14 protein-coding genes are annotated in these 18,991 nt (G+C 64.4%); 5 read left to right on the plus strand and 9 right to left on the minus strand.

The window, feature by feature from the left end; translation table 11 throughout:
- Positions 1-7: 7 nt before the first annotated feature.
- The 4 genes from uvrA to A7X65_RS06020 all read right to left on the minus strand — a co-directional run bounded on the left by uvrA (position 8) and on the right by A7X65_RS06020 (position 5,939).
- Positions 8-2,983 carry an excinuclease ABC subunit UvrA gene (uvrA, locus tag A7X65_RS06005; protein WP_063683365.1) on the minus strand — a complete coding sequence of 992 codons (2,976 nt, stop codon included), beginning with the start codon at positions 2,981-2,983 and terminating at the stop codon, positions 8-10.
- Positions 2,984-3,250: 267 nt separating this feature from the next.
- Positions 3,251-4,003, minus strand: coding sequence for an outer membrane protein (locus tag A7X65_RS06010; protein ID WP_063683366.1), 753 nt, complete (start codon positions 4,001-4,003; stop codon positions 3,251-3,253).
- Positions 4,004-4,236: 233 nt separating this feature from the next.
- Positions 4,237-4,923, minus strand: a complete 687-nt coding sequence (locus A7X65_RS06015; RefSeq protein ID WP_063683367.1) for an outer membrane protein — start codon at positions 4,921-4,923, stop codon at positions 4,237-4,239.
- 236 nt (positions 4,924-5,159) lie between these two features.
- Complete coding sequence (locus tag A7X65_RS06020) at positions 5,160-5,939, minus strand: outer membrane protein (protein ID WP_063683368.1); 780 nt, start codon at positions 5,937-5,939, stop codon at positions 5,160-5,162.
- Positions 5,940-6,389: 450 nt separating this feature from the next.
- On the opposite strand from A7X65_RS06020, the gene A7X65_RS06025 reads away from it, so the two are divergent.
- Positions 6,390-6,887, plus strand: coding sequence for a single-stranded DNA-binding protein (locus A7X65_RS06025; protein WP_063683369.1), 498 nt, complete (start codon positions 6,390-6,392; stop codon positions 6,885-6,887).
- A 155-nt stretch (positions 6,888-7,042) separates the two neighbouring features.
- Here the strand turns inward: A7X65_RS06025 and A7X65_RS06030 are convergent, their stop codons facing one another.
- The 3 genes from A7X65_RS06030 to A7X65_RS43800 all read right to left on the minus strand — a co-directional run bounded on the left by A7X65_RS06030 (position 7,043) and on the right by A7X65_RS43800 (position 11,392).
- The gene (locus A7X65_RS06030; protein WP_156527657.1) at positions 7,043-8,563 is read right to left on the minus strand and encodes a DUF1254 domain-containing protein; all 1,521 of its coding nucleotides are present in this window, start codon (positions 8,561-8,563) and stop codon (positions 7,043-7,045) included.
- Between the two features lie 34 nt (positions 8,564-8,597).
- Positions 8,598-10,097, minus strand: a complete 1,500-nt coding sequence (locus A7X65_RS06035) for a DUF1254 domain-containing protein (RefSeq protein ID WP_208608600.1) — start codon at positions 10,095-10,097, stop codon at positions 8,598-8,600.
- 254 nt (positions 10,098-10,351) lie between these two features.
- A complete protein-coding gene (locus A7X65_RS43800; RefSeq protein WP_430642709.1) occupies positions 10,352-11,392 on the minus strand; it encodes a DUF1254 domain-containing protein in 1,041 nt (346 codons plus the stop codon).
- Between the two features lie 464 nt (positions 11,393-11,856).
- Here A7X65_RS43800 and A7X65_RS06045 point away from each other — a divergent pair, with 464 nt between their 5' ends.
- Positions 11,857-12,255, plus strand: a complete 399-nt coding sequence (locus tag A7X65_RS06045) for a DUF2306 domain-containing protein (protein ID WP_063683370.1) — start codon at positions 11,857-11,859, stop codon at positions 12,253-12,255.
- Between the two features lie 168 nt (positions 12,256-12,423).
- On the plus strand, positions 12,424-15,204 hold the full coding sequence (gene gyrA, locus A7X65_RS06050; protein WP_063683371.1) for a DNA gyrase subunit A: 2,781 nt from the start codon (positions 12,424-12,426) through the stop codon (positions 15,202-15,204).
- An 88-nt stretch (positions 15,205-15,292) separates the two neighbouring features.
- Here the strand turns inward: gyrA and A7X65_RS06055 are convergent, their stop codons facing one another.
- Positions 15,293-17,146: a potassium transporter Kup gene (locus tag A7X65_RS06055; protein WP_063683372.1), complete on the minus strand. Its 1,854-nt coding sequence runs from the start codon at positions 17,144-17,146 to the stop codon at positions 15,293-15,295.
- Positions 17,147-17,341: 195 nt separating this feature from the next.
- A complete protein-coding gene (locus tag A7X65_RS06060; protein WP_063683373.1) occupies positions 17,342-17,599 on the minus strand; it encodes a hypothetical protein in 258 nt (85 codons plus the stop codon).
- Between the two features lie 281 nt (positions 17,600-17,880).
- Between A7X65_RS06060 and coaD the strand changes: the two genes are divergently transcribed.
- Both coaD and A7X65_RS06070 read left to right on the plus strand, forming a co-directional pair.
- Positions 17,881-18,378, plus strand: coding sequence for a pantetheine-phosphate adenylyltransferase (coaD, locus tag A7X65_RS06065; RefSeq protein WP_063683374.1), 498 nt, complete (start codon positions 17,881-17,883; stop codon positions 18,376-18,378).
- Positions 18,379-18,415: 37 nt separating this feature from the next.
- A complete protein-coding gene (locus A7X65_RS06070) occupies positions 18,416-18,991 on the plus strand; it encodes a peptidylprolyl isomerase (RefSeq protein WP_063683375.1) in 576 nt (191 codons plus the stop codon).

Genomic DNA, 18,991 nt, shown 5'->3' on the forward strand with positions numbered 1-18,991 from the left:
TGATCAGTCACTCCGCCGCCTCGCTCGTGCTCCGCCGCTTCGGCTTCCTGGCCTTCTTCAGCACCGGCTCCAAAAACTTGCCCGTATAGCTCCGCGGCGCCTTTGCGATGTCTTCCGGGGGGCCCCAGGCGACGATCTCGCCGCCGCCGTCGCCGCCTTCGGGGCCGAGGTCGATGACCCAGTCGGCGGTCTTGATGACTTCGAGATTGTGCTCGATGACGACCACGGTGTTGCCCTGCGCGACCAGCTCGTGCAGCACCTCCAAGAGCTTCTTGACGTCGTGGAAGTGCAGGCCGGTGGTCGGTTCGTCCAGGATGTAGAGCGTGCGGCCGGTGGCGCGCTTGGACAGCTCTTTTGCCAGCTTGACGCGCTGGGCTTCGCCGCCTGAGAGCGTCGTGGCCTGCTGGCCGACATGGATGTAGTCGAGGCCGACCCGGTGCAGGGTCTGGAAGGTTTCCCGGACGCGCGGGACCGCCTTGAAGAACTCGGCGGCTTCCTCGACGGTCATGTCGAGCACGTCGGCGATGCTCTTGCCCTTGAACAGAACCTCCAGCGTCTCGCGGTTGTAGCGCTTGCCCTTGCAGACGTCGCAGGTGACGTAGACGTCGGGCAGGAAGTGCATCTCGATCTTGATGACGCCGTCGCCCTGGCAGGCCTCGCAGCGGCCGCCCTTGACGTTGAAGGAGAAGCGGCCGGGCTCGTAGCCGCGCGCCTTCGCTTCGGGCAGGCCGGCGAACCATTCGCGGATCGGCGTGAAGGCGCCGGTATAGGTCGCCGGATTCGAGCGCGGGGTGCGGCCGATCGGCGACTGGTCGATGTCGATGATCTTGTCGATATGCTCCAAGCCCTCGATGCGGTCGTGCGGGGCGGCGCCTTCGCTGGCGCCGTTCAGCTTGCGGGCGATGGCGCGGTAGAGCGTGTCGATCAGCAGCGTCGACTTGCCACCGCCGGAGACGCCGGTGACGCAGGTGAACAGGCCGAGCGGAATCTCGGCGGTGACGTTCTTGAGGTTATTGCCGCGCGCGTTCACCACCTTGATGGTGCGGCGATGGTTCGGCGGACGCCGCTCCGGCACCTCGACCTCGAGCTCGCCGGTGAGGTACTTGCCGGTGAGCGATTTCGGGTTGCGCATGATCTCGGCGGGCGTGCCTTCGGCAACGATGTTGCCGCCATGCATGCCGGCGCCGGGGCCGATGTCGAGCACGTAGTCGGCGAGGCGAATGGCGTCCTCGTCATGCTCGACCACGACCACGGTGTTGCCGAGGTCGCGCAGCCTTTTGAGGGTGTCGAGCAGGCGCGCGTTGTCGCGCTGGTGCAGCCCGATCGAGGGCTCGTCCAGCACGTAGAGCACGCCGGTCAGGCCCGAGCCGATCTGCGAGGCCAGGCGAATGCGCTGGCTCTCGCCGCCGGACAGCGTGCCGGACGAGCGGGACAGCGTCAGATAGTTGAGGCCGACGTCGAGCAGGAAGGTCAGGCGCTCGCGGATCTCCTTGAGGATGCGGCCGGCGATCTCGTTCTGCTGCTTGTTCAGCGCCTCCGGCACGCCCTCGAACCATTCGCCGGCCTTCTTGACCGACAGCTCCGAGATCTCGCCGATGTGCTTGCCGCCCACCTTGACGCAGAGCGCCTCGGGCTTGAGGCGGAAACCGTTACAGCCCCCGCAGGGCACGTCGTGGAAATATTTTGCGAGTTCCTCGCGCGCCCACTCGCTCTCGGTCTCGCGATAGCGGCGGTTGATGTTGGTGATGACGCCCTCGAACGGCTTCTTGGTGTCGTAGGAGCGCACGCCGTCCTGGTAGGAAAACTTGATCTCGTCCTCGCCGGAGCCGTAGAGGATCGCATCGCGCGTCTTCTTGGCGAGGTCCTTCCACTTGGTGTCGACCGTGAACTTGTAGTGCTTGCCGAGCGCGGTCAGCGTCTGCTCGTAATAGGGCGAGGACGACTTGGCCCAGGGCGCGATCGCACCCTTGCGCAGCGACAGCTCCTTGTCGGGAATGACGAGATCCTCGTCGACATGCTGCTCGACGCCGAGACCGCCGCAGGCCGGGCAGGCGCCATAGGGGTTGTTGAACGAGAACAGGCGCGGCTCGATCTCGGGGATGGTGAAGCCGGAGACCGGGCAGGCGAACTTTTCCGAGAACAGGATGCGCTCGGGTCCGCTCTTGTCGTGGATCTTGGCGGTCTTCTTCCTTTCCTCGGCGGGCGCGGCCGCCGGCGCGTCGGCGAACTCGACGACGGCAAGGCCCTCGGCCAGCTTCAGCGCGGTCTCAAAACTTTCGGCGAGGCGCTGGCCGATGTCGGCGCGCACCACGATGCGGTCGACGACGACGTCGATGTCGTGCGGGAATTTCTTGTCGAGGGTCGGTGCCTCCGCCAGCTCATGGAAGGTGCCATCGATCTTGACGCGCTGAAAGCCCTTCTTGAGCCATTCGGCGAGCTCCTTGCGGTACTCGCCCTTGCGGCCGCGCACGACCGGGGCGAGCAGATAGAGGCGGGTGCCCTCGGGCAGCGCCAGCACACGGTCGACCATCTGCGAGACGGTCTGGCTCTCGATCGGCAGGCCCGTGGCCGGCGAGTAGGGCACGCCGACGCGCGCCCAGAGCAGGCGCATGTAGTCGTAGATCTCGGTGACGGTGCCGACCGTCGAGCGCGGGTTCTTCGAGGTGGTCTTCTGCTCGATCGAGATCGCCGGCGACAGGCCGTCGATCTGGTCGACGTCGGGCTTTTGCATCATCTCGAGGAACTGGCGGGCATAGGCCGAGAGCGACTCGACGTAGCGGCGCTGGCCTTCGGCATAGATGGTGTCGAAGGCGAGCGAGGATTTGCCGGAGCCGGAGAGGCCGGTGAACACCACCAGCTTGTCGCGGGGAATCTCGACGTCGATGTTCTTGAGGTTGTGCTCGCGTGCGCCGCGGATCGTAATTGCGCGCTGGCTGGAGCCGGCGTTCTGTTGTTGGCGCTTCGCCTTGATCACTTCATCCATCCGAGTTGCCCTCAAGGAAGCCCAAAGGTGCGCAATCGCGCCAACAAAAAAAGGCGCGCTTCGCCCGGAACCGGGATCGGCGCCAATGGGTATGGCGGCGAACGTAGGAAGAACGGAGGCGGATTTCCAGAGGGAGTTGCGAATCGTCAACGGAATGTTGGCGCTCTGGCGGCATCTGGCAGCAGGAACTGCACCGGACCATGCCCGCAAAGCAGAAAGGCCGGCGCGAGGCCGGCCTTTCGTAACGCGAGTGCGTCGGAGCGACGCTCAGTACTTGGCGACGACCGGGCCGCCAAAGGTGTAGTTCACGCGAACCGTGGCCATGTCCACGTCCTGCTTGATGCTGTCGCTGCGGGTGTTCACGCCGAGGAAGGTGAAGTTGTCGGTGTGCTTGCCCATGAAGAGGTGGTTGTATTCGACGGCAACCGACCAGTTCGGAGCGAAGCCGAACTCGATGCCGGTGCCCACGGTGCCGCCCCAACGGGTTTCGTTGGCGGTGTCGAGCGTGACCCCAGCCAGAGTGCCGCTGAACTTGTTGTGGGTGACGGCCGCGCCGCCCTTCACGTACCAGAGCACGTTGTTCCAGGCGTAGCCCACCTGGCCGGTGAAGAGGCCAATGGCGTCGATCTTGGTGTTGTTCACCAGCGGGAAGAAAGCGGCGGGCGAGCTGGTGTTCGAGCCCTTCAGGTCAGCCCAATCGCCTTGGGCTTCGAGGCCGAACACCCAACTGGCGGACTGCCAGCGATAACCGATCTGGCCGCCGACGATTGCGCCGGTCGCATTGTGGCAACCTTCAGCCGTGACGGGGACTGCCACGCCGACCACAGCAGTCGTATCCCAGCAATTGTGGCTGGAGCCGCCACCGGCGTTGCCACCGATGTAGAATCCGCTCCAGTTGTAGATCGAGGCCACGGCGACCGGAGCCTTGGTGTAGGGGCGGGCCGCAAGATCGGCCGCCGAGGCCGGTGTCAACGCGCTGAGTGCGAACAGGCTGGCCGAGGCCAGCAAGATCTTCTTCATCTGAATTCCCCAGTTCCATTTCACTTGGCTGCCTTCCACAGGAAGAGCAGCGGACGCTACGACCCAAACGAATGCCGCAACCTTACATCATTGAATCCTAAGGTTGTGTCACTCGTGCGCCACAGCTCCCGGAAAATGGGTGTGACCGGCTGGCGTCTATCGCTACGCGCGCAAAAACAAAAAGGCCGGCGCGAGGCCGGCCTTTCGTAACGATGGTGCGTCGGAGACGAAGCTCAGTACTTCGCGACGACCGGGCCGTTGAAGTGATAGTTCACGCCGACCTGCACGGTGTGGAAGTTGAGCGTGCCGGTGGGCAGGGCGCCCGAGAAGTAGGTCTCGCCGCCGAGGCTGCGATAGAGGTATTCGCCCTTGACGGTCCAGTTCGGAGCGAAATACGCCTCGACGCCCGCACCGACGGTCCAGCCGGAGTGGAACTTGCTGTCCGAAACGCTCACGCCGAGCGCGGAGAGGGTGATCTTGTTGTCGATCCAGGCATAACCACCGGTGCCGTACAGCAGCACGTTGTTGACGGCCCAGCCGATGCGGCCGCGCACGGTGCCCATGGCATCGGTCTTCGAGCTGGCGGTCGCGGTCACGACGCCGAAGCCGGGGACGACGGTCGCGCCGGTCACCGAAGCGTTGACGTCAGCCCAGGCGGCATCCGCCTCGAGGCCGAACACGACGTTGCCGGTCTGCCAGTTGTAGCCGGCGGTGCCACCGACGAAGCCACCCTGCATACGGGGGGAGCCCGAGTCTTCCCAAGCGCCGCCACCGACGACACCGAGGTAGAAGCCGGTCCAGTTGTAGACCGAAGCCACGGCCACCGGAGCCTTGGTGTACGGGCGAGCCGCGAGATCAGCCGCCGACGCGGGGGCAGCCAGAGCGAACAAACAGGCCGAAGCCAACAAAACCTTCTTCATTTTCAACCTAATCCCAGTCCCAGTTTCTGTTGTTGCCTTCCCTCAACGGAAGGACAGCGGACGCTGTGGTCCAACTGGTGACGTCCATACACCAGCGAAGCCGCAAGTTGTGTACCCAAAAAGCCACAACAGTCCCAAAACGTCATAATCGCTGACCGACTGTCCCCATGGAACCCCGCCGCAACGAAAAAGGCCGGCGCGAGGCCGGCCTTTCTCCCAGGGATATCAGAGGGATATCAGTACCGCGCGATGACCGGACCGCCCCAGCGATAGTTCAGGCGGACGAGGCCCATATCGACGTCCTGGCTGATGCGCTCGGAGCGCGTGGCGACGCCGAGCGGGGCGATCCCGAAATTGCCAGAACCGGTGAAGCCGATGGTCCGGTTGCCGAGGAAGATGTGGTCGTACTCGACGCCGACGGTCCAGTTCGGTGCGAAGCCGAATTCGAGGCCTGCGCCCACAGTGCCGCCCCAGCGGGTCTCATTGGACCGGTCGAATTCCAGACCAGTGATGACGTCGTAGCTCCGGTAGCGGTCGTTCACGACCGCGCCGCCGCCCTTCACGTAGAACAGCACGTTGTTCCAGGCATAGCCGATCTGGCCGGTGAACAGACCGAACGCGTTGATCTTGGAACGGTCGCGAAGGCCCGTGCCGACGAACGTCAAGCTGGTGTTGTCGCCGGAGAAGTCGGCCCAGTTGCCCTGGCCCTCCAGGCCGAACACCCAATTGGCCGACTGCCAGCGATAGCCGACCTGTCCACCGACCGTGCCGCCGACCGCGTTGTGGCAACCTTCGCCGACGAGAACGCCGGTCACGGGAGTGACGAAGTCCCAGCACTTGTGGCTGCTACCGCCGCCGCCGTTGATGCCGATGTAGAAACCGCTCCAGTCGTAGATGGCCGCGACCATCGGGGGCGGAGCCTTGGTGTAGGGACGCGCAGCGAGGTCCGCCGCGCTCGCCGGAGCCGACAGGCCCAGCGCGACCATGCCAATTGCACCAATCAGAATTTTCTTCATTGCAGTCTCCCCAAGTTTAGGTCCGCTTCTTGAAATCCCCGAAGCGGCCAGTCAGGCGCGACGCCCATATGAAACAATTCCAGGGGAGAGCGTAACGTCGCGGGGAAGCAGAGTCCGTCTCCGAAATGCAACAGTCCGAAACCATCTGTGCCGCGTCTAACTTGATGAATGTTAAGAGGTTTTTCGATGTTCACGGGAACCTCGAAAGGTTCCATCCGTGCAGTCAATTCCGATCCACGGTCGCGGCTTGTTCTGCGTGCGCGGCAGCGACTGCAATTGCAGAACAAATCTGGAACATCGTGGGGGCCGATGCTATATGTGGGGATAAGTGGAGGGGCCATGGGCCGACCGGTCCGCGCAAGCGTATAGGGTCGCCTCAACAGGTTGCAGAGGACCGCGGGGCGCGGCCCGGCCTCATGAATTCAGTGGCATTTGGAGTGGAGAGCGGCGATGGCGGGAAGCGTCAACAAGGTCATTCTGGTTGGAAATCTCGGCAAGGATCCTGAAATCCGCCGCACCCAGGACGGGCGGCCGATCGCGAATTTGAGCATCGCGACGTCGGAGACCTGGCGCGACAAGAACAGCGGCGAGCGCAAGGAAAAGACCGAGTGGCACCGCGTCGTGATCTTCAACGAAGGGCTCTGCAAGGTCGCCGAGCAGTACCTGAAGAAGGGCGCCAAGGTTTACATCGAGGGCGCGCTGCAGACCCGCAAATGGACCGACCAGCAGGGCGCCGAGAAGTACTCGACCGAAGTCGTGCTGCAGGGCTTCAACTCGACCCTGACGATGCTTGACGGCCGCGGCGGTGGCGGGGGAGGCGGCAGCTTCGGCGACGAGCCGGGCGGCGATTTCGGCTCCTCCGGTCCGGTCAGCAGCGCACCGCGCCGTCCCGTTGCCGCCGGCGGCGGTGGCCGCAACAACGACATGGACGACGACATCCCGTTCTAGGTTCTAGGAAGGCGAAGGTTGTCAACTCGCGTGGCCGTCATGGTCGGCGCCGGCGAGACCTTGCGGCAGGCGCTGGAACGCGACGCGCATGCGGAGCGGAGGGAGACGGCGCTGGGCCTGCTGATGGGAGCCTGGTTGCGGAACGATGGTGTCGGTTACGCCACTAGCTCGAAATCCGGCAACTTCCAGCTCCGGTCAAGGTACGGCTCGAGCGGCCCGTAGAGCCGGAAATAGGCGAACCATGCCTTGCCGGGATTGGTCTGCAGCCAGTTCTTTTCGTAGCCGGCCGGCGCAGATGGCCCGACGTAGAGATCGATGGTGCCGTCCGGGTTCTTGCGCAGGCCCTCGTCGCGCGAGGACAGGTCCGCGTTCTGCGTCTTGTTGTCGATCCCGACGCGATCGTAGGTGTCGTAGATCGTCAGCGACCAGAATTGCTTGGCCGGCGGGTTGGCGGGAACGCTTAGCTTGTAGGTCTTGCCGCCGTCGAACCAGCGGTCGTTCTTGTCCTTGTAGGCGCCGAGATAGGCCTGGCCGATGCCGGGCGTGCTGCTCACCATGCCCTTGGAGGACGTCACGGCCTCGTAGAAGTAGTCGCAGCGTTCGTCGAGTTCGCTGAAGTTCTTCTTCTCCTGCCCCGGATCGAACATGATCACGTAGGCCCATTTCGTATCGGGCCTGTAGTACGAATTCTCGAACCGCTTGGCGTAGGAGATGTTCATCGACATCAGTTCGCCCATCAGCGCGCCTTCGGTGAGCAGCTTGGACTGACGTTCGTTGGGCTGGAACTGCCTGTCCTTCTCCAGCCCCAGCGGCGCCAACATGGCGGTGATCATGCGGTCCCGCTCCTCGACGGGCTCCTGCTGCATGATCTCGCTCAGACTCTCCCAGTATTTCAGCCCTCGCGGCTGCACCTGCGACCACGACTTGCCTTCCGGGGTTAGTTTGCGCTGCTTGGGCGGGTTGTCCCGCTGCGCGAGCGGATAGATCACGAAATTCTCCATCGCGAACTTCAGCTTGTCCTCGCCCGGTTCGAGCACGCGGATGCCGATGAACACGTTGTTGGTCCGCGATGGAATGACGTAGTAGCCCTCGACCTTCGGCGGTTCCTGGCCGGGGCCGACGATCAGGTATTTGCCGCCTTGACCCTTGTCCGGACCGGCTTGTCCGAGATCGGCGACCGGGCGCTGCCAGAAGTCGAGGACCATCCCGGCGAAGGCGCCGGCCGGCTCCTCGATCACGACGGGACCGCCCGACAGGTCATGGAACGTGATGATGTAGGGCGTGGTGAAGTTCGCCGTGAGAATGCCGAGCTTGTCCTTGTAGTTGTTGTAGAGGACCAGATCGCCCAGTTTTGCGCCGATCGGGCCGAGGTGAGCCCGCTTCCATTCGTTCATCGCCACGATCGGTATCGCCCAGATGTAGGCCTGACAGGCGCGCTGGAAATCCATCTCGTCGTAGATCTTGCGCTCGACTTCGGCGTTCGCCGGCAGTCCCATCGTCAGATCGATCCTGCCGATCCGAGAATCGACGGCCCCGGTGAATGCGCCGCCAGACGCTCCACCCTGCGCGAATGCCGACGACGGGAAGAGGCCCAAAGCCCCCACGGCCGAAGCGGTCGCCAGCGCCGTTCCACCGAGAAGGACAGTGCGACGCTCGTCGTTGATCCCGGTGTCCATGATGCTCTCCGACTCTCGCTGCCGATCGTGAATGTCAACGCTGCTTTTCGATGTCCCCGGGTTTCCAGGTCTTGTCGAAGAACGCTTGCTCCGGCCCGTAGAGCCGGAGGATCACGAAGTAGCCCTGGCCGGGATTGGTGCGCAGCCAGTTCTTGCCGTCGCCGGGCGAGGTCGGACCGAAATGGATTTCGGTGGTGCCGTCGGGATTCGCCGGAGGCTTGTCCATCGTGTTGAGCGAGGGAAAGGGCTGCCCGTTGTCGAGGCCGGATCCCGTGACGGCATCGTAGACGGTGACCGACCAGAACAGATGCGCCGGGATGTTCTTCGGCAGGGTCAGCCTGTAGCTGTCGCCGCCCTGCAGGAAATCGCCGTCCTTGTCGACGAAGGTGACCGGGTACTTCGCACCGACGTTGACCATGTTCGCCGCCATGCCGGGGCTCGCCGAATAGGCGACGTCGAAGAAGCCGCTGCGCGCGTCGATGTAGTTGAACGTGTCCGCGGTGAACGTCGCGTTGCCAGGGAAGACGTTGACCCACCTCCGGTCCGGGTACCAGTAGCCGTTCGCGACCAGCGACGATGGCCCGTAGGACATGGTGTGTATCATGCGGAACGCCGTCTTGGCGCCCTTGTCGAGCAGCGCTCGCGTCTTGTCATCAGGGCGGAACGTCTCGCCCTTGACGATGCCGAGCGCGGCCAGCATGCCGCGCATCTCCATGTCCTGCGGGTCGACATATTCGTGCTGGACGAAGCGGTCGATCATCTCGAAGGCGGCGCCGTCGGCGGGGTAGAGCAGGTCGGCAGGTGTTTTCGACGCGTTGGGGAACTGCATCGGCTTGGCGTTTGCCTCCTTGCCGAGCGGGTAGATCCGGGTCTGCTCCATGACCCGCACCGGTTCGGCGAGCTGCTTCGGGTCCTGGAAGAAACCCCGCCAGAACACGAATACGCCGTAGGTGCGCGACCGATAGGTGAGATAGCCGGCGGGCGCTTCGCCCTGGTGATCCGGCGGCAGGATGAGGTACTTCGCGCCCTTGCCCTTGTCGGGACCTGGCAGGCCGACGTCGCCACACCAGGTCTGGCCCTCGATCTGGCCGACCGAGCAGATCGGTCTCTGGAAGAAGTCGTCGAGAATGCCCTGAAGGCCCGGCGGGACTTCTATCACGATGGGACCGTCCTCCTTGAGGTCGACGTAGCCCATCGCGTAGATGACGTCCGAGTTCGGCGTGGTGACCAGCGTCTTGGCGTTGAGGCGGTCCTTGAAGATCGGCAGGACGTTGTAGCCCTTGCCGAAGACCTTCTCCGAGCCCTCCTTCATGCCGTACATGTTCAGGACCGGGAGCATCCAGATGTAGCTCTGGACGGCCCGCTGATAGGCGAGTTCATCCCGAAGGGTCGCGATCGCGTCTTTCGAGAGGAAGCCTCGCGTGAAGGGCAGGGAGGCCAGCGCGTCGTGACGTCCGGTCTGCGCGATTGCCGGCGCCGAAACAAACGCGGCGCAGAACAACAATATTCGTGCCGTGAAGGTCGCTCTCATCATGATCGCCTCCCTGTGGCAACGGCCCCGGGGCTGCGAACATTCACCCGGCACATGGGACCATCAAAACTGGCCTTCGGGCGACGTTGATCCAGATCAACGGTTTGGGCTCCGATCGCGGGCGACCGATCTGGCCGTCATGGTCGGCGCCGGCAAGACCTTGCGGCGCTGGAACGCGACGCGCATGCGGAGCGGAGGGAGACGGCGTTGGGTTTGCTGATCGACGTGGTCGCGCGGTAAACGGAGCCGACCATGAGCTACCGCAGGCTCAGTTGACCGGCACCGCTTCCGGAAACTTCCATGTGCCGTCCAGAATCTCGGGACGGGGGCGATACAGGCGCACCAGATAATTCCAGCCGGCGACGGTCGGCAGGCAATTGGGTATCTTGCCGTCGCAACCGCCGAACTGGACGGCGACCGAGCCGTCCGCAGCCTTCCTCGCCGTGACATTGTTGACGACGTAGGCGTCGTACGGATTGCCTTGAAAATAGCCCTCCGCGTTGTAGACGCTGCCAGAAACCGTCGACCGGCACGTCCTTGACGTCGAGTTTGTAGACCGTGGTCCCGTCGTTCCGGGCCGGCGTGACGTTCATATAGGTCGCCTCACGCTCGGGATTGCCGCCCCAACCGCCGGCGGCGCCGATCAGGCGCCGGACGGGGTCCACCTGCTCCTTCGTGCCGAACATGCGGTTCTGATCGGGCAAGGTGGTGTAGAGGACCACCAGCGCGTCCCGCACCTTCTTCTGGCTGACCGGATCCCAGTTCGGCACCTCGAACGTCCCGACACTGGCCTGGCTGGTCCTGGTCGCGTCCTGCAGCGCGTGGGCGGCCGCGACATCCTTCGGGTCGTTGGGGTCGACGAGCGTGCGGATACCCAGGAGGATGTAGCGCGTTCCGATCTGCTCGCGGGTGAAGGTGTAATCGCCAGCCTTGTAGTGCACCGCGGGCGTATACTGATCCTCGGAGATCACGATCAACGAGCGGAATCGTCGGCCCGCATCGGGCAGCGTGACCGTCAGCGGTCCGGCGTCGAGATCCCAAACCCCGGTCGAGTAGAGGGTATCGAGATTGCCGCGCACGACGATCTGCTTGTCGACTGGCGCGTGATTCCGATCGTGATGGAACTTGCCGATGCCGCCTGCATGCTCGATGGCGACCGCGAAGTAGCGATCGGTCTCGGCGCGGACGAAATTGTCCGGCGAGACGGGCACCGAGGCGCCGTCGGCGGTCTGCCCATGGACTTGGCCGAACGTCAAAAACACAGTGCCGACGAGACCGAAAGCGAGATTCCGCTTCATAAACCACCTCCCTGACGACACGCCTCTCATGCGTAGACTGCACCGACAGGACTGGCCCGGCAACGGAAGCCGAGGGGGCGGCTAGGGCCCCGATGATCTCTTGACGGCTTGACGTCGGAGACCTTGGAAGTTGACATCCTACGGGACGTCGCAGTGCGGAGGCGATTGGCGCTGCAGACAAACAGGACGTTGGTCACTTCACTGCTCTGGATAAACGATCGGGGAGAGCTCGGCGACCGCGCTCTTGGTAAGTGGTGGTGCTCGGTGGGTCGGCGCGATGGCTGCCCTTGGTTTGGCCGCTCGCGTAAAGCGACAGGATTTCTTACGAATTGACGGGTAAGGCTTGGCTTTCCGGCCTTGCCTCATGTTCTGCCTCAACGCTTTGACGGACTGCGATGTGAATGGTATTAACTTTATGTTAATCCTATTCACATGGTGCGATCCGTCGATCTGGGGAAGCCTGCATGAGCCTTACGCCGTTGCTTGAGGCTGCCCCTGCGATCCCGCTGCATGCCTTTGCCGCCATGGCCGCCTTCGTGCTCGGCCTCGTCCAGTTCGCCGCTCCCAAGGGCACGCTGCCGCACCGGACGATCGGCTGGATCTGGGTCGGCCTGATGGTCGTGGTCGCCGCATCCTCGTTCTGGATCCACGGAATCCGCATGGTCGGCCCGTTCGGCCCGATCCACCTCTTGTCGATCTTCACGCTCGTGGTCCTGCCGCTTGCGGTGTGGCGGGCCCATACCCATCGCGTCGCCGATCACCGGCGGATGATGATCTTCATCTTTGCCGGCGCGCTGGTCGTGGCGGGCCTGTTCACGCTGGTCCCCGGGCGCATCATGCACCGGGTGATTTTCGGGGCTTGAGGGGCGGTTCCACGCCGCTTGTTCCGGCCTTGTCCGAGGCGGTGCCGGGATAGGCGTAAGTCTCTGGAAAAACAGTCGGAAAAAGCGCTTCCAAGACCCCCGCAAGGGTGGTTATCAGGGGTTCGATGCGCTATATGATTCCCAGACAAAAACTCACCGGATTCCCCCTTGGCTGACGACGACAACAAGCCCGGCGACCAGCCGGCGCAACCCTCGGACATTCGCCCCGTTTCCATCTTCGAGGAAATGAAGAAGTCCTATCTCGATTACGCCATGAGCGTGATCGTGGCGCGTGCGCTGCCTGATGCCCGCGACGGTCTGAAGCCGGTGCATCGCCGCATCCTCTACTCGATGAACGAGCAGGGGCACACGCCGGACAAGAAGTACGTCAAATCCGCCCGCGTGGTCGGTGACGTCATCGGTAAGTATCACCCGCACGGCGACCAGTCGATCTACGACGCCATGGTCCGCATGGCGCAGGACTTCTCGATGCGCGTGCCGCTGATCGACGGCCAGGGCAATTTTGGCTCGGTCGACGGCGATCCCCCGGCCGCCTATCGGTACACCGAAGCGCGGTTGACGAAGGTGGCGCTCGCTCTGCTGGCCGACATCGACAAGGACACCGTCGACTTCCAGCCGAACTACGACAACAACGAGACCGAACCGTCGGTCTTGCCGGCCAAGTTCCCGAACCTTCTGGTCAACGGCGCCGGCGGCATCGCCGTCGGCATGGCGACCAACATTCCGCCGCACAATCTCGGCGAGGTGATCGACGCCTGCGTCGCGCTGATCGACAACCCTGCGCTCACCATCGACGAACTCATCAACATCGTGCCGGGACCGGATTTCCCGACCGGTGGCGTCATTCTCGGGCGGCAGGGCATTCGCTCCGCCTATCACCTCGGCCGCGGCTCGATCGTGATGCGCGGCAAGGTCGCGATCGAGACCATCCGCAAGGAGCGCGAGGCGCTCATCATCACCGAGATTCCCTACCAGGTGAACAAGGCGACGATGGTCGAGCGCATCGCCGAGCTGGTGAAGGAAAAGAAGATCGAGGGCATCGGCGACCTGCGCGATGAATCCGATCGCGAAGGCTACCGGGTCGTCATCGAATTGAAACGTGACGCCGTGCCGGATGTGGTGCTGAACCAGCTGTACAGGTTTACGCCGCTGCAGACGAGTTTTGGCGTCAACATGGTGGCGCTCGACAGCGGCCGTCCGCGGATCATGCATCTGAAGGACCTGCTCGCCATCTTCGTCGACTTCCGTGAGCGGGTCGTCACGCGGCGCACCAAGTACCTGCTCGCCAAGGCGCGCGATCGCGCGCATATCTTGGTGGGTCTGGCGATCGCGGTTGCCAATATCGACGAGATGATCCGCGTCATCCGAACCTCGCCCGACCCGACCACCGCCCGCGATACCCTGATGTCGCGCGACTGGCCGGCCCGGGATGTCGAGGACATGCTGACGCTGATCGACGACCCCCGCCACCGCATCAGCCCGGACGGCACGATCCGGCTGTCGATGGAGCAGGCGAGGGCCATTCTCGATCTGCGCCTGCAGCGCCTCACCGCGCTCGGCCGTGACGAAATCCGCGACGAGCTCGACAAGCTCGCCGGCGAGATCGCCGACTATCTCGACATCCTGCGCTCGCGCGAACGCGTGCTCAACATCATCAAGACCGAGCTTGCCGAGGTGAAGGCCGAGTTCGCCACGCCGCGCCGCACCGTGATCATCGAGCAGGAGGGCGAGGTCGAGGACGAGGACCTGATCCAGCGCGAGGATATGGTCGTGACCGTGTCGCACGCCGGCTATGTCAAGCGCGTGCCGCTGTCGGCCTACCGGGCGCAGCGCCGCGGCGGCAAGGGCCGTGCCGGCATGCAGACCCGCGACGAGGACTTCGTCTCACGCCTATTCGTGGCCTCCACGCACACGCCGGTGTTGTTCTTCTCGTCGCGCGGCCAGGTCTACAAGGAGAAGGTCTGGCGGCTGCCGATGGCCGCGCCGAACGCGCGCGGCAAGGCCATGATCAACATCCTGCCGCTGGAGCAGGGCGAGCGCATCACCACCATCATGCCGCTGCCCGAGGATGAATCGACCTGGGGCCAGCTCGACGTGATGTTCGCCACCACGGGCGGCAACGTCCGGCGCAACAAGCTGTCCGACTTCGTCGACGTCCGCCGCTCCGGCATCATCGCGATGAAGCTCGACGACGGCGAGGCGATCGTCGACGTGCAGATCTGCACCGAGCACGACGACGTGCTGCTGACGACGGCCGCCGGCCAGTGCATCCGCTTCCGGGTCAGCGACCCCCGACCCGACAAGGACGGCGAGATCAAGGAGCACGGCGTTCGGGTCTTCGGTGGTCGAACCTCGATGGGCGTTCGAGGCATCTCGCTTGACGGTGACAAGGTCATCTCGATGTCGATCTTGCGCCATGTCGAGACCACGTCCGACGAGCGCTCGGCCTATCTGAAGATGCGCCGCGCGGTGGCCGGCGATACCGCGGCCGAGGAGCCTGCGGTCGATACCGAGGCGGAAGAGACCTCTGGCAACTTCCAGCTCACCCAGGAGCGCTATGCCGAGATGTCGGCGGCCGAGCAAATCGTGCTGACCGTCTCCGTCAACGGCTATGGCAAGCGGACCTCGTCCTACGAGTACCGCACCACCGGCCGCGGCGGCAAAGGCATCGTCGCCATGAGCGTCAACAACCGCAACGGCAATCTGGTCGCGTCCTTCCCCGTGGAGGATGCCGATCAGATCATGCTGGTCACCGACAAGGGCCAGCTCATCCGCTGCCCGGTCGAAGGCATCCGCATCGCCGGCCGCTCGACCCAGGGCGTGATCGTGTTCGACACCGCCGAGGACGAGCATGTCGTCTCGGTCGAGCACATCACGGAAGAGGCCGAGAGCGGCAATGGGGCGAACGGAGAGGCAAGCGGGGAGTGACGTGTAGCCGGTAGCCCGGATGAGCGTAGCGATATCCGGGGCACATCTCCCCGCATGTCGCTCCGCTCATGCGGGCTACGGGCTCACGCTAGATCTCCAGCTCCGTGCCGAACTCCACGACCTGCTTGGTCGGCACGCCGAAGAACGCGGCGGAGCGTTCGGCGTTGCGCTGGAGGAAGGCGAACAGGCCTTCGCGCCAGACCCACATGCCCGGAACGTCCTCGCGCGGGATGATGGTCTCGCGGCCGACGTAATAGGTGATGTCGGAGAGGTCGATGCCGGGCAGCTTGCCCTGGCGGCAGGCGAGCGTCAGTCCCTCATAGATCGTCGGGTTCTGCATGAAGCCGTAGTGCAGGATCACGCGGGTGATGCCGGATATGATCTCGAGCACCTCGGCGCGGGCTTCGTCGGCGACGTGCGGCACCTCCTCGATCAGCACGGTGACGAGGATGATGCGCTCGTGCAGCACACGGTTGTGCTTGACGAACTGGGTCAGCGCGAGCGGCACGCCGCGCGGCGCGGAGGCCAGGAACACGGCGGTGCCGGGCAGCCTGGCGCTGCACTTGTTGACCGCTGTCTCGATCAAATCCTCTTCCGGCTGGCGTAGCCGGGCGCGTGCCGCTTCAACCAGCTTCACGCCGGCACGCCAGGTCAGCATCATGAAGGCCACGAGGGCCGCGAGCAGGAGCGGAAACCAGCCGCCCTCGAACAGCTTCACCGAATTGGCCGAGAAGAAGATCAGGTCGATGACGAAGAAGAAGCCGTTCACGGCGGCCACGAGCCAGGGCGAATAGCCCCACTGGATCGCGACCAGGGCGGCGAGCAGCGTGGTGATCGCCATCAGCAGCGACACCGCGATGCCGTAGGCGCCGGCGAGCGCGTCCGACGTGCCGAAGGAGAGCACCGCCCCCAGCGTGGCCGCGGCGAGCAGCCAGTTCACCAGCGGCACGTAGATCTGGCCGATCGCATCGCTGGTGGTGTGGCGGATCTGCATGCGCGGCAGGAAGCCGAGCTGGATCGACTGCTGGGTCAGCGAGAACACGCCGGAGATGATGGCCTGCGAGGCGATCACGGTCGCCACCGCCGAGAACGCGACCAGCGGATAGTGCAGGGCGTCGGGGCAGAGCTGGAAGAACGGATTCTCGATCATCGTGGGATCGGTGATCAGGAGCGCGGCCTGGCCGAAATAGTTCAGCACCAGCGCGGGCAGGCAGATCGCGAACCAGGCGAGCCGGATCGGCATGCGGCCGAAATGGCCCATGTCGGCATACATGGCCTCGCCGCCGGTCACCGCGAGGAAGGCGGCGCCGAGGATGGCGAAGGAGATGTGGAAGTCCTGGTGGATCAGGAAGTCGAAGGCATAGAACGGGCTGAGCGCGGCCAGCACCGCCGGTGCCTTGACGATGCCGTGGATGCCGAGCGCGGCCAGCACGACGAACCAGGCCAGCATGACCGGTCCGAAGATGCGGCCGATGAAGCCGGTGCCCTGCTTCTGCATCATGAACAGCCCGATCAGGATGGCGACCGTGACGGGCACCACGACCGGCGCGAGCGAGGGCGCGTCCACCTTGAGGCCCTCGATGGCTGACAGCACCGAGATCGCGGGCGTGATCGCGCCGTCGCCATAGAGCAGGGCGGCGCCGACGAGGCCGACGACGAGCAGATGCGCGCGCCAGGTGCCGGGCTGGGCGTTGCGGGCGTGCAGCAGGGCCAGCAGGGCGACGATGCCGCCTTCGCCGCGATTGTCCGCGCGCAGGATCAGCAGGGCGTATTTCAGCGAGATGATCAGCAGCAGCGCCCAGAGGATCAGCGAGGCAACGCCCAGGACAGCGTCGTGACTTAGCGTGCCGCCATGCGCCGCCGCTTTGGCGGCCTCCTTCAGGGCGTAGAGAGGGCTGGTGCCGATATCGCCATAGACGACCCCGAGGGCGCCCATGGTCATGGCAAGCGGCAGTGGATCAGGATGATGTCCGGAGGCGACTGCGGGCGTACTGGACAAAGGCAAACCCCCCGATGGGATCGCGCCCGGCGGGCCATTCCGACGGGCGCGAGCACGACGCAGTCTGCGACGGGACGTCGCAAATAGCCATGGTGTTTATCTTGGGAGGCCTAGCTGACGCGAAACTGACAGAGGCGGCTACGGCGTGCGGTCGGCCGTCACGAGACGGGCCTGGCGGACGTCGGCCTTGGTGCCGGCGCGGCGCATGCAGGACGCCTCGAAATTCGGCCAGGCCTGCTGGGAGCAGTCACGGCCGATGCTCCGGATATCGAGCCGGTCGCTCTTGGCCAGCGCCTGCGGCACGCTCGCCTCGACGGTCGGTGCAAAGCCGGGCAGGAGGGTGAGGGCTGCGGCAACACACGCAGAGAGTACGATCGCCGAAAGCGTCTTGATCATTGACTGTCCCCTGTGATGCGGCCGCCTACGCCCAGTGTGCGGCCCGTCTTTCGTTGGCCGGATTAGTAACCATGGCCAGTTTCCGGACGTCTTCGCGGACGCCGGAAATGGTTTCGTTCGCGCTCCGTTTTGTTTCGTCGCTGCCCCGAGGACGAAACAAAGCCGGGCTGGCCGACATTCCCGGCGGGGTAATTTCCGGGATAGGGCAGGAAAGACGGCAGAAGACCGACAAGGAACCTGTCCGGCTTGCCGGGCCGGGCCCGGCGCGGTAGGAGGGGGCCATGCCGCGCATTGCCTTCTATCCGGGTTCCTTCGACCCCATCACCAACGGCCATCTGGACGTGGTCCGGCACGCCGTCCCCCTGTGTGACAAGCTTGTGGTCGCGATCGGCGTCCACCCCGGCAAGAAGCCGCTGTTCTCGACCGAGGAGCGGCTGAAGATGCTTCACGACGTCTGCGGGCCGGTGGCGGCCCAGGCCGGCTGCACGCTCGAAGCCGTGACCTTCGACGATCTGTCGGTGACCGCGGCGCGCAAGGCTGGCGCGACCATCATGATCCGCGGCCTGCGCGACGGCACCGACCTCGACTACGAGATGCAGCTTGCCGGCATGAACGAGGCCATGGCGCCCGAGGTGCACACGGTGTTCCTGCCGGCCTCTCCCATGGTCCGCCCGATCACCGCCACTTTGGTGCGCCAGATCGCAGGGATGGGCGGAGATGTCTCGACCTTCGTGCCGCCGCTCGTTGCCACCCTGCTCAAGGCCAAATTCGCCGGATAAAGGCGCGCTTTCTCATCTCATCAGCTCCGGAGTTTTCATGATCCGTCGTCTCGCAATTCTTGCCACGATCTTTGCCGCGCTGTTGGGCGCGGCCCCGGCGCTGGCGCAGCAACTGCCGGCAAACCTGGACAAGGCCAACGCACTGGTCATCGACACCACCAAGGGCCGCATCATCATCAAGCTGCGCACCGATCTGGCGCCGCAGCACGCCGAGCGCCTCAAGACGCTCGCGCGCGAGGGCTATTACAACAACGTGCCGTTCCATCGCGTCATGGACGGCTTCATGGCGCAGACCGGCGACGGCGAGAAATTCAACGGCACCGGCGGCTCGAAATATCCGAACCTGAAGCAGGAATTCTCCAAGGTGCATTTCGCGCGCGGCATCGTCGGCATGGCTCGCCGCGGCGACAGCGTCGACACCGCCAACTCGCAGTTCTTCATCATGTTCGCCGACGGCGGCAGCCTCGACGGCCAGTACACCGTGATCGGCGAGGTCGTGCAGGGCATGGACGTCGTCGACAAGTTGAAGAAGGCCCCGGCGGGCTCGCCGAGCGGCACCGTCACCGATCCCGACAAGATGGTGAAGGTGCAGGTCGCTTCCGACATCAAATAG

This window comes from Bradyrhizobium stylosanthis, assembly GCF_001641335.1.
GTDB lineage: Bacteria > Pseudomonadota > Alphaproteobacteria > Rhizobiales > Xanthobacteraceae > Bradyrhizobium > Bradyrhizobium stylosanthis.

Bases quoted from the DNA above. Each gene is read 5' to 3' on its own strand.
- coaD (WP_063683374.1), top strand. From the start codon at position 17,881: ATGCCGCGCATTGCCTTCTATCCGGGTTCCTTCGACCCCATCACCAAC.
- A7X65_RS06045 (WP_063683370.1), top strand. From the start codon at position 11,857: ATGAGCCTTACGCCGTTGCTTGAGGCTGCCCCTGCGATCCCGCTGCAT.
- A7X65_RS06025 (WP_063683369.1), top strand. From the start codon at position 6,390: ATGGCGGGAAGCGTCAACAAGGTCATTCTGGTTGGAAATCTCGGCAAG.
- A7X65_RS06015 (WP_063683367.1), bottom strand. From the start codon at position 4,923: ATGAAGAAGGTTTTGTTGGCTTCGGCCTGTTTGTTCGCTCTGGCTGCC.
- A7X65_RS06030 (WP_156527657.1), bottom strand. From the start codon at position 8,563: ATGGACACCGGGATCAACGACGAGCGTCGCACTGTCCTTCTCGGTGGA.
- uvrA (WP_063683365.1), bottom strand. From the start codon at position 2,983: ATGGATGAAGTGATCAAGGCGAAGCGCCAACAACAGAACGCCGGCTCC.
- A7X65_RS06055 (WP_063683372.1), bottom strand. From the start codon at position 17,146: ATGACCATGGGCGCCCTCGGGGTCGTCTATGGCGATATCGGCACCAGC.
- A7X65_RS06060 (WP_063683373.1), bottom strand. From the start codon at position 17,599: ATGATCAAGACGCTTTCGGCGATCGTACTCTCTGCGTGTGTTGCCGCA.
- A7X65_RS06070 (WP_063683375.1), top strand. From the start codon at position 18,416: ATGATCCGTCGTCTCGCAATTCTTGCCACGATCTTTGCCGCGCTGTTG.
- A7X65_RS43800 (WP_430642709.1), bottom strand. From the start codon at position 11,392: ATGAAGCGGAATCTCGCTTTCGGTCTCGTCGGCACTGTGTTTTTGACG.
- A7X65_RS06020 (WP_063683368.1), bottom strand. From the start codon at position 5,939: ATGAAGAAAATTCTGATTGGTGCAATTGGCATGGTCGCGCTGGGCCTG.
- A7X65_RS06035 (WP_208608600.1), bottom strand. From the start codon at position 10,097: ATGATGAGAGCGACCTTCACGGCACGAATATTGTTGTTCTGCGCCGCG.
- A7X65_RS06010 (WP_063683366.1), bottom strand. From the start codon at position 4,003: ATGAAGAAGATCTTGCTGGCCTCGGCCAGCCTGTTCGCACTCAGCGCG.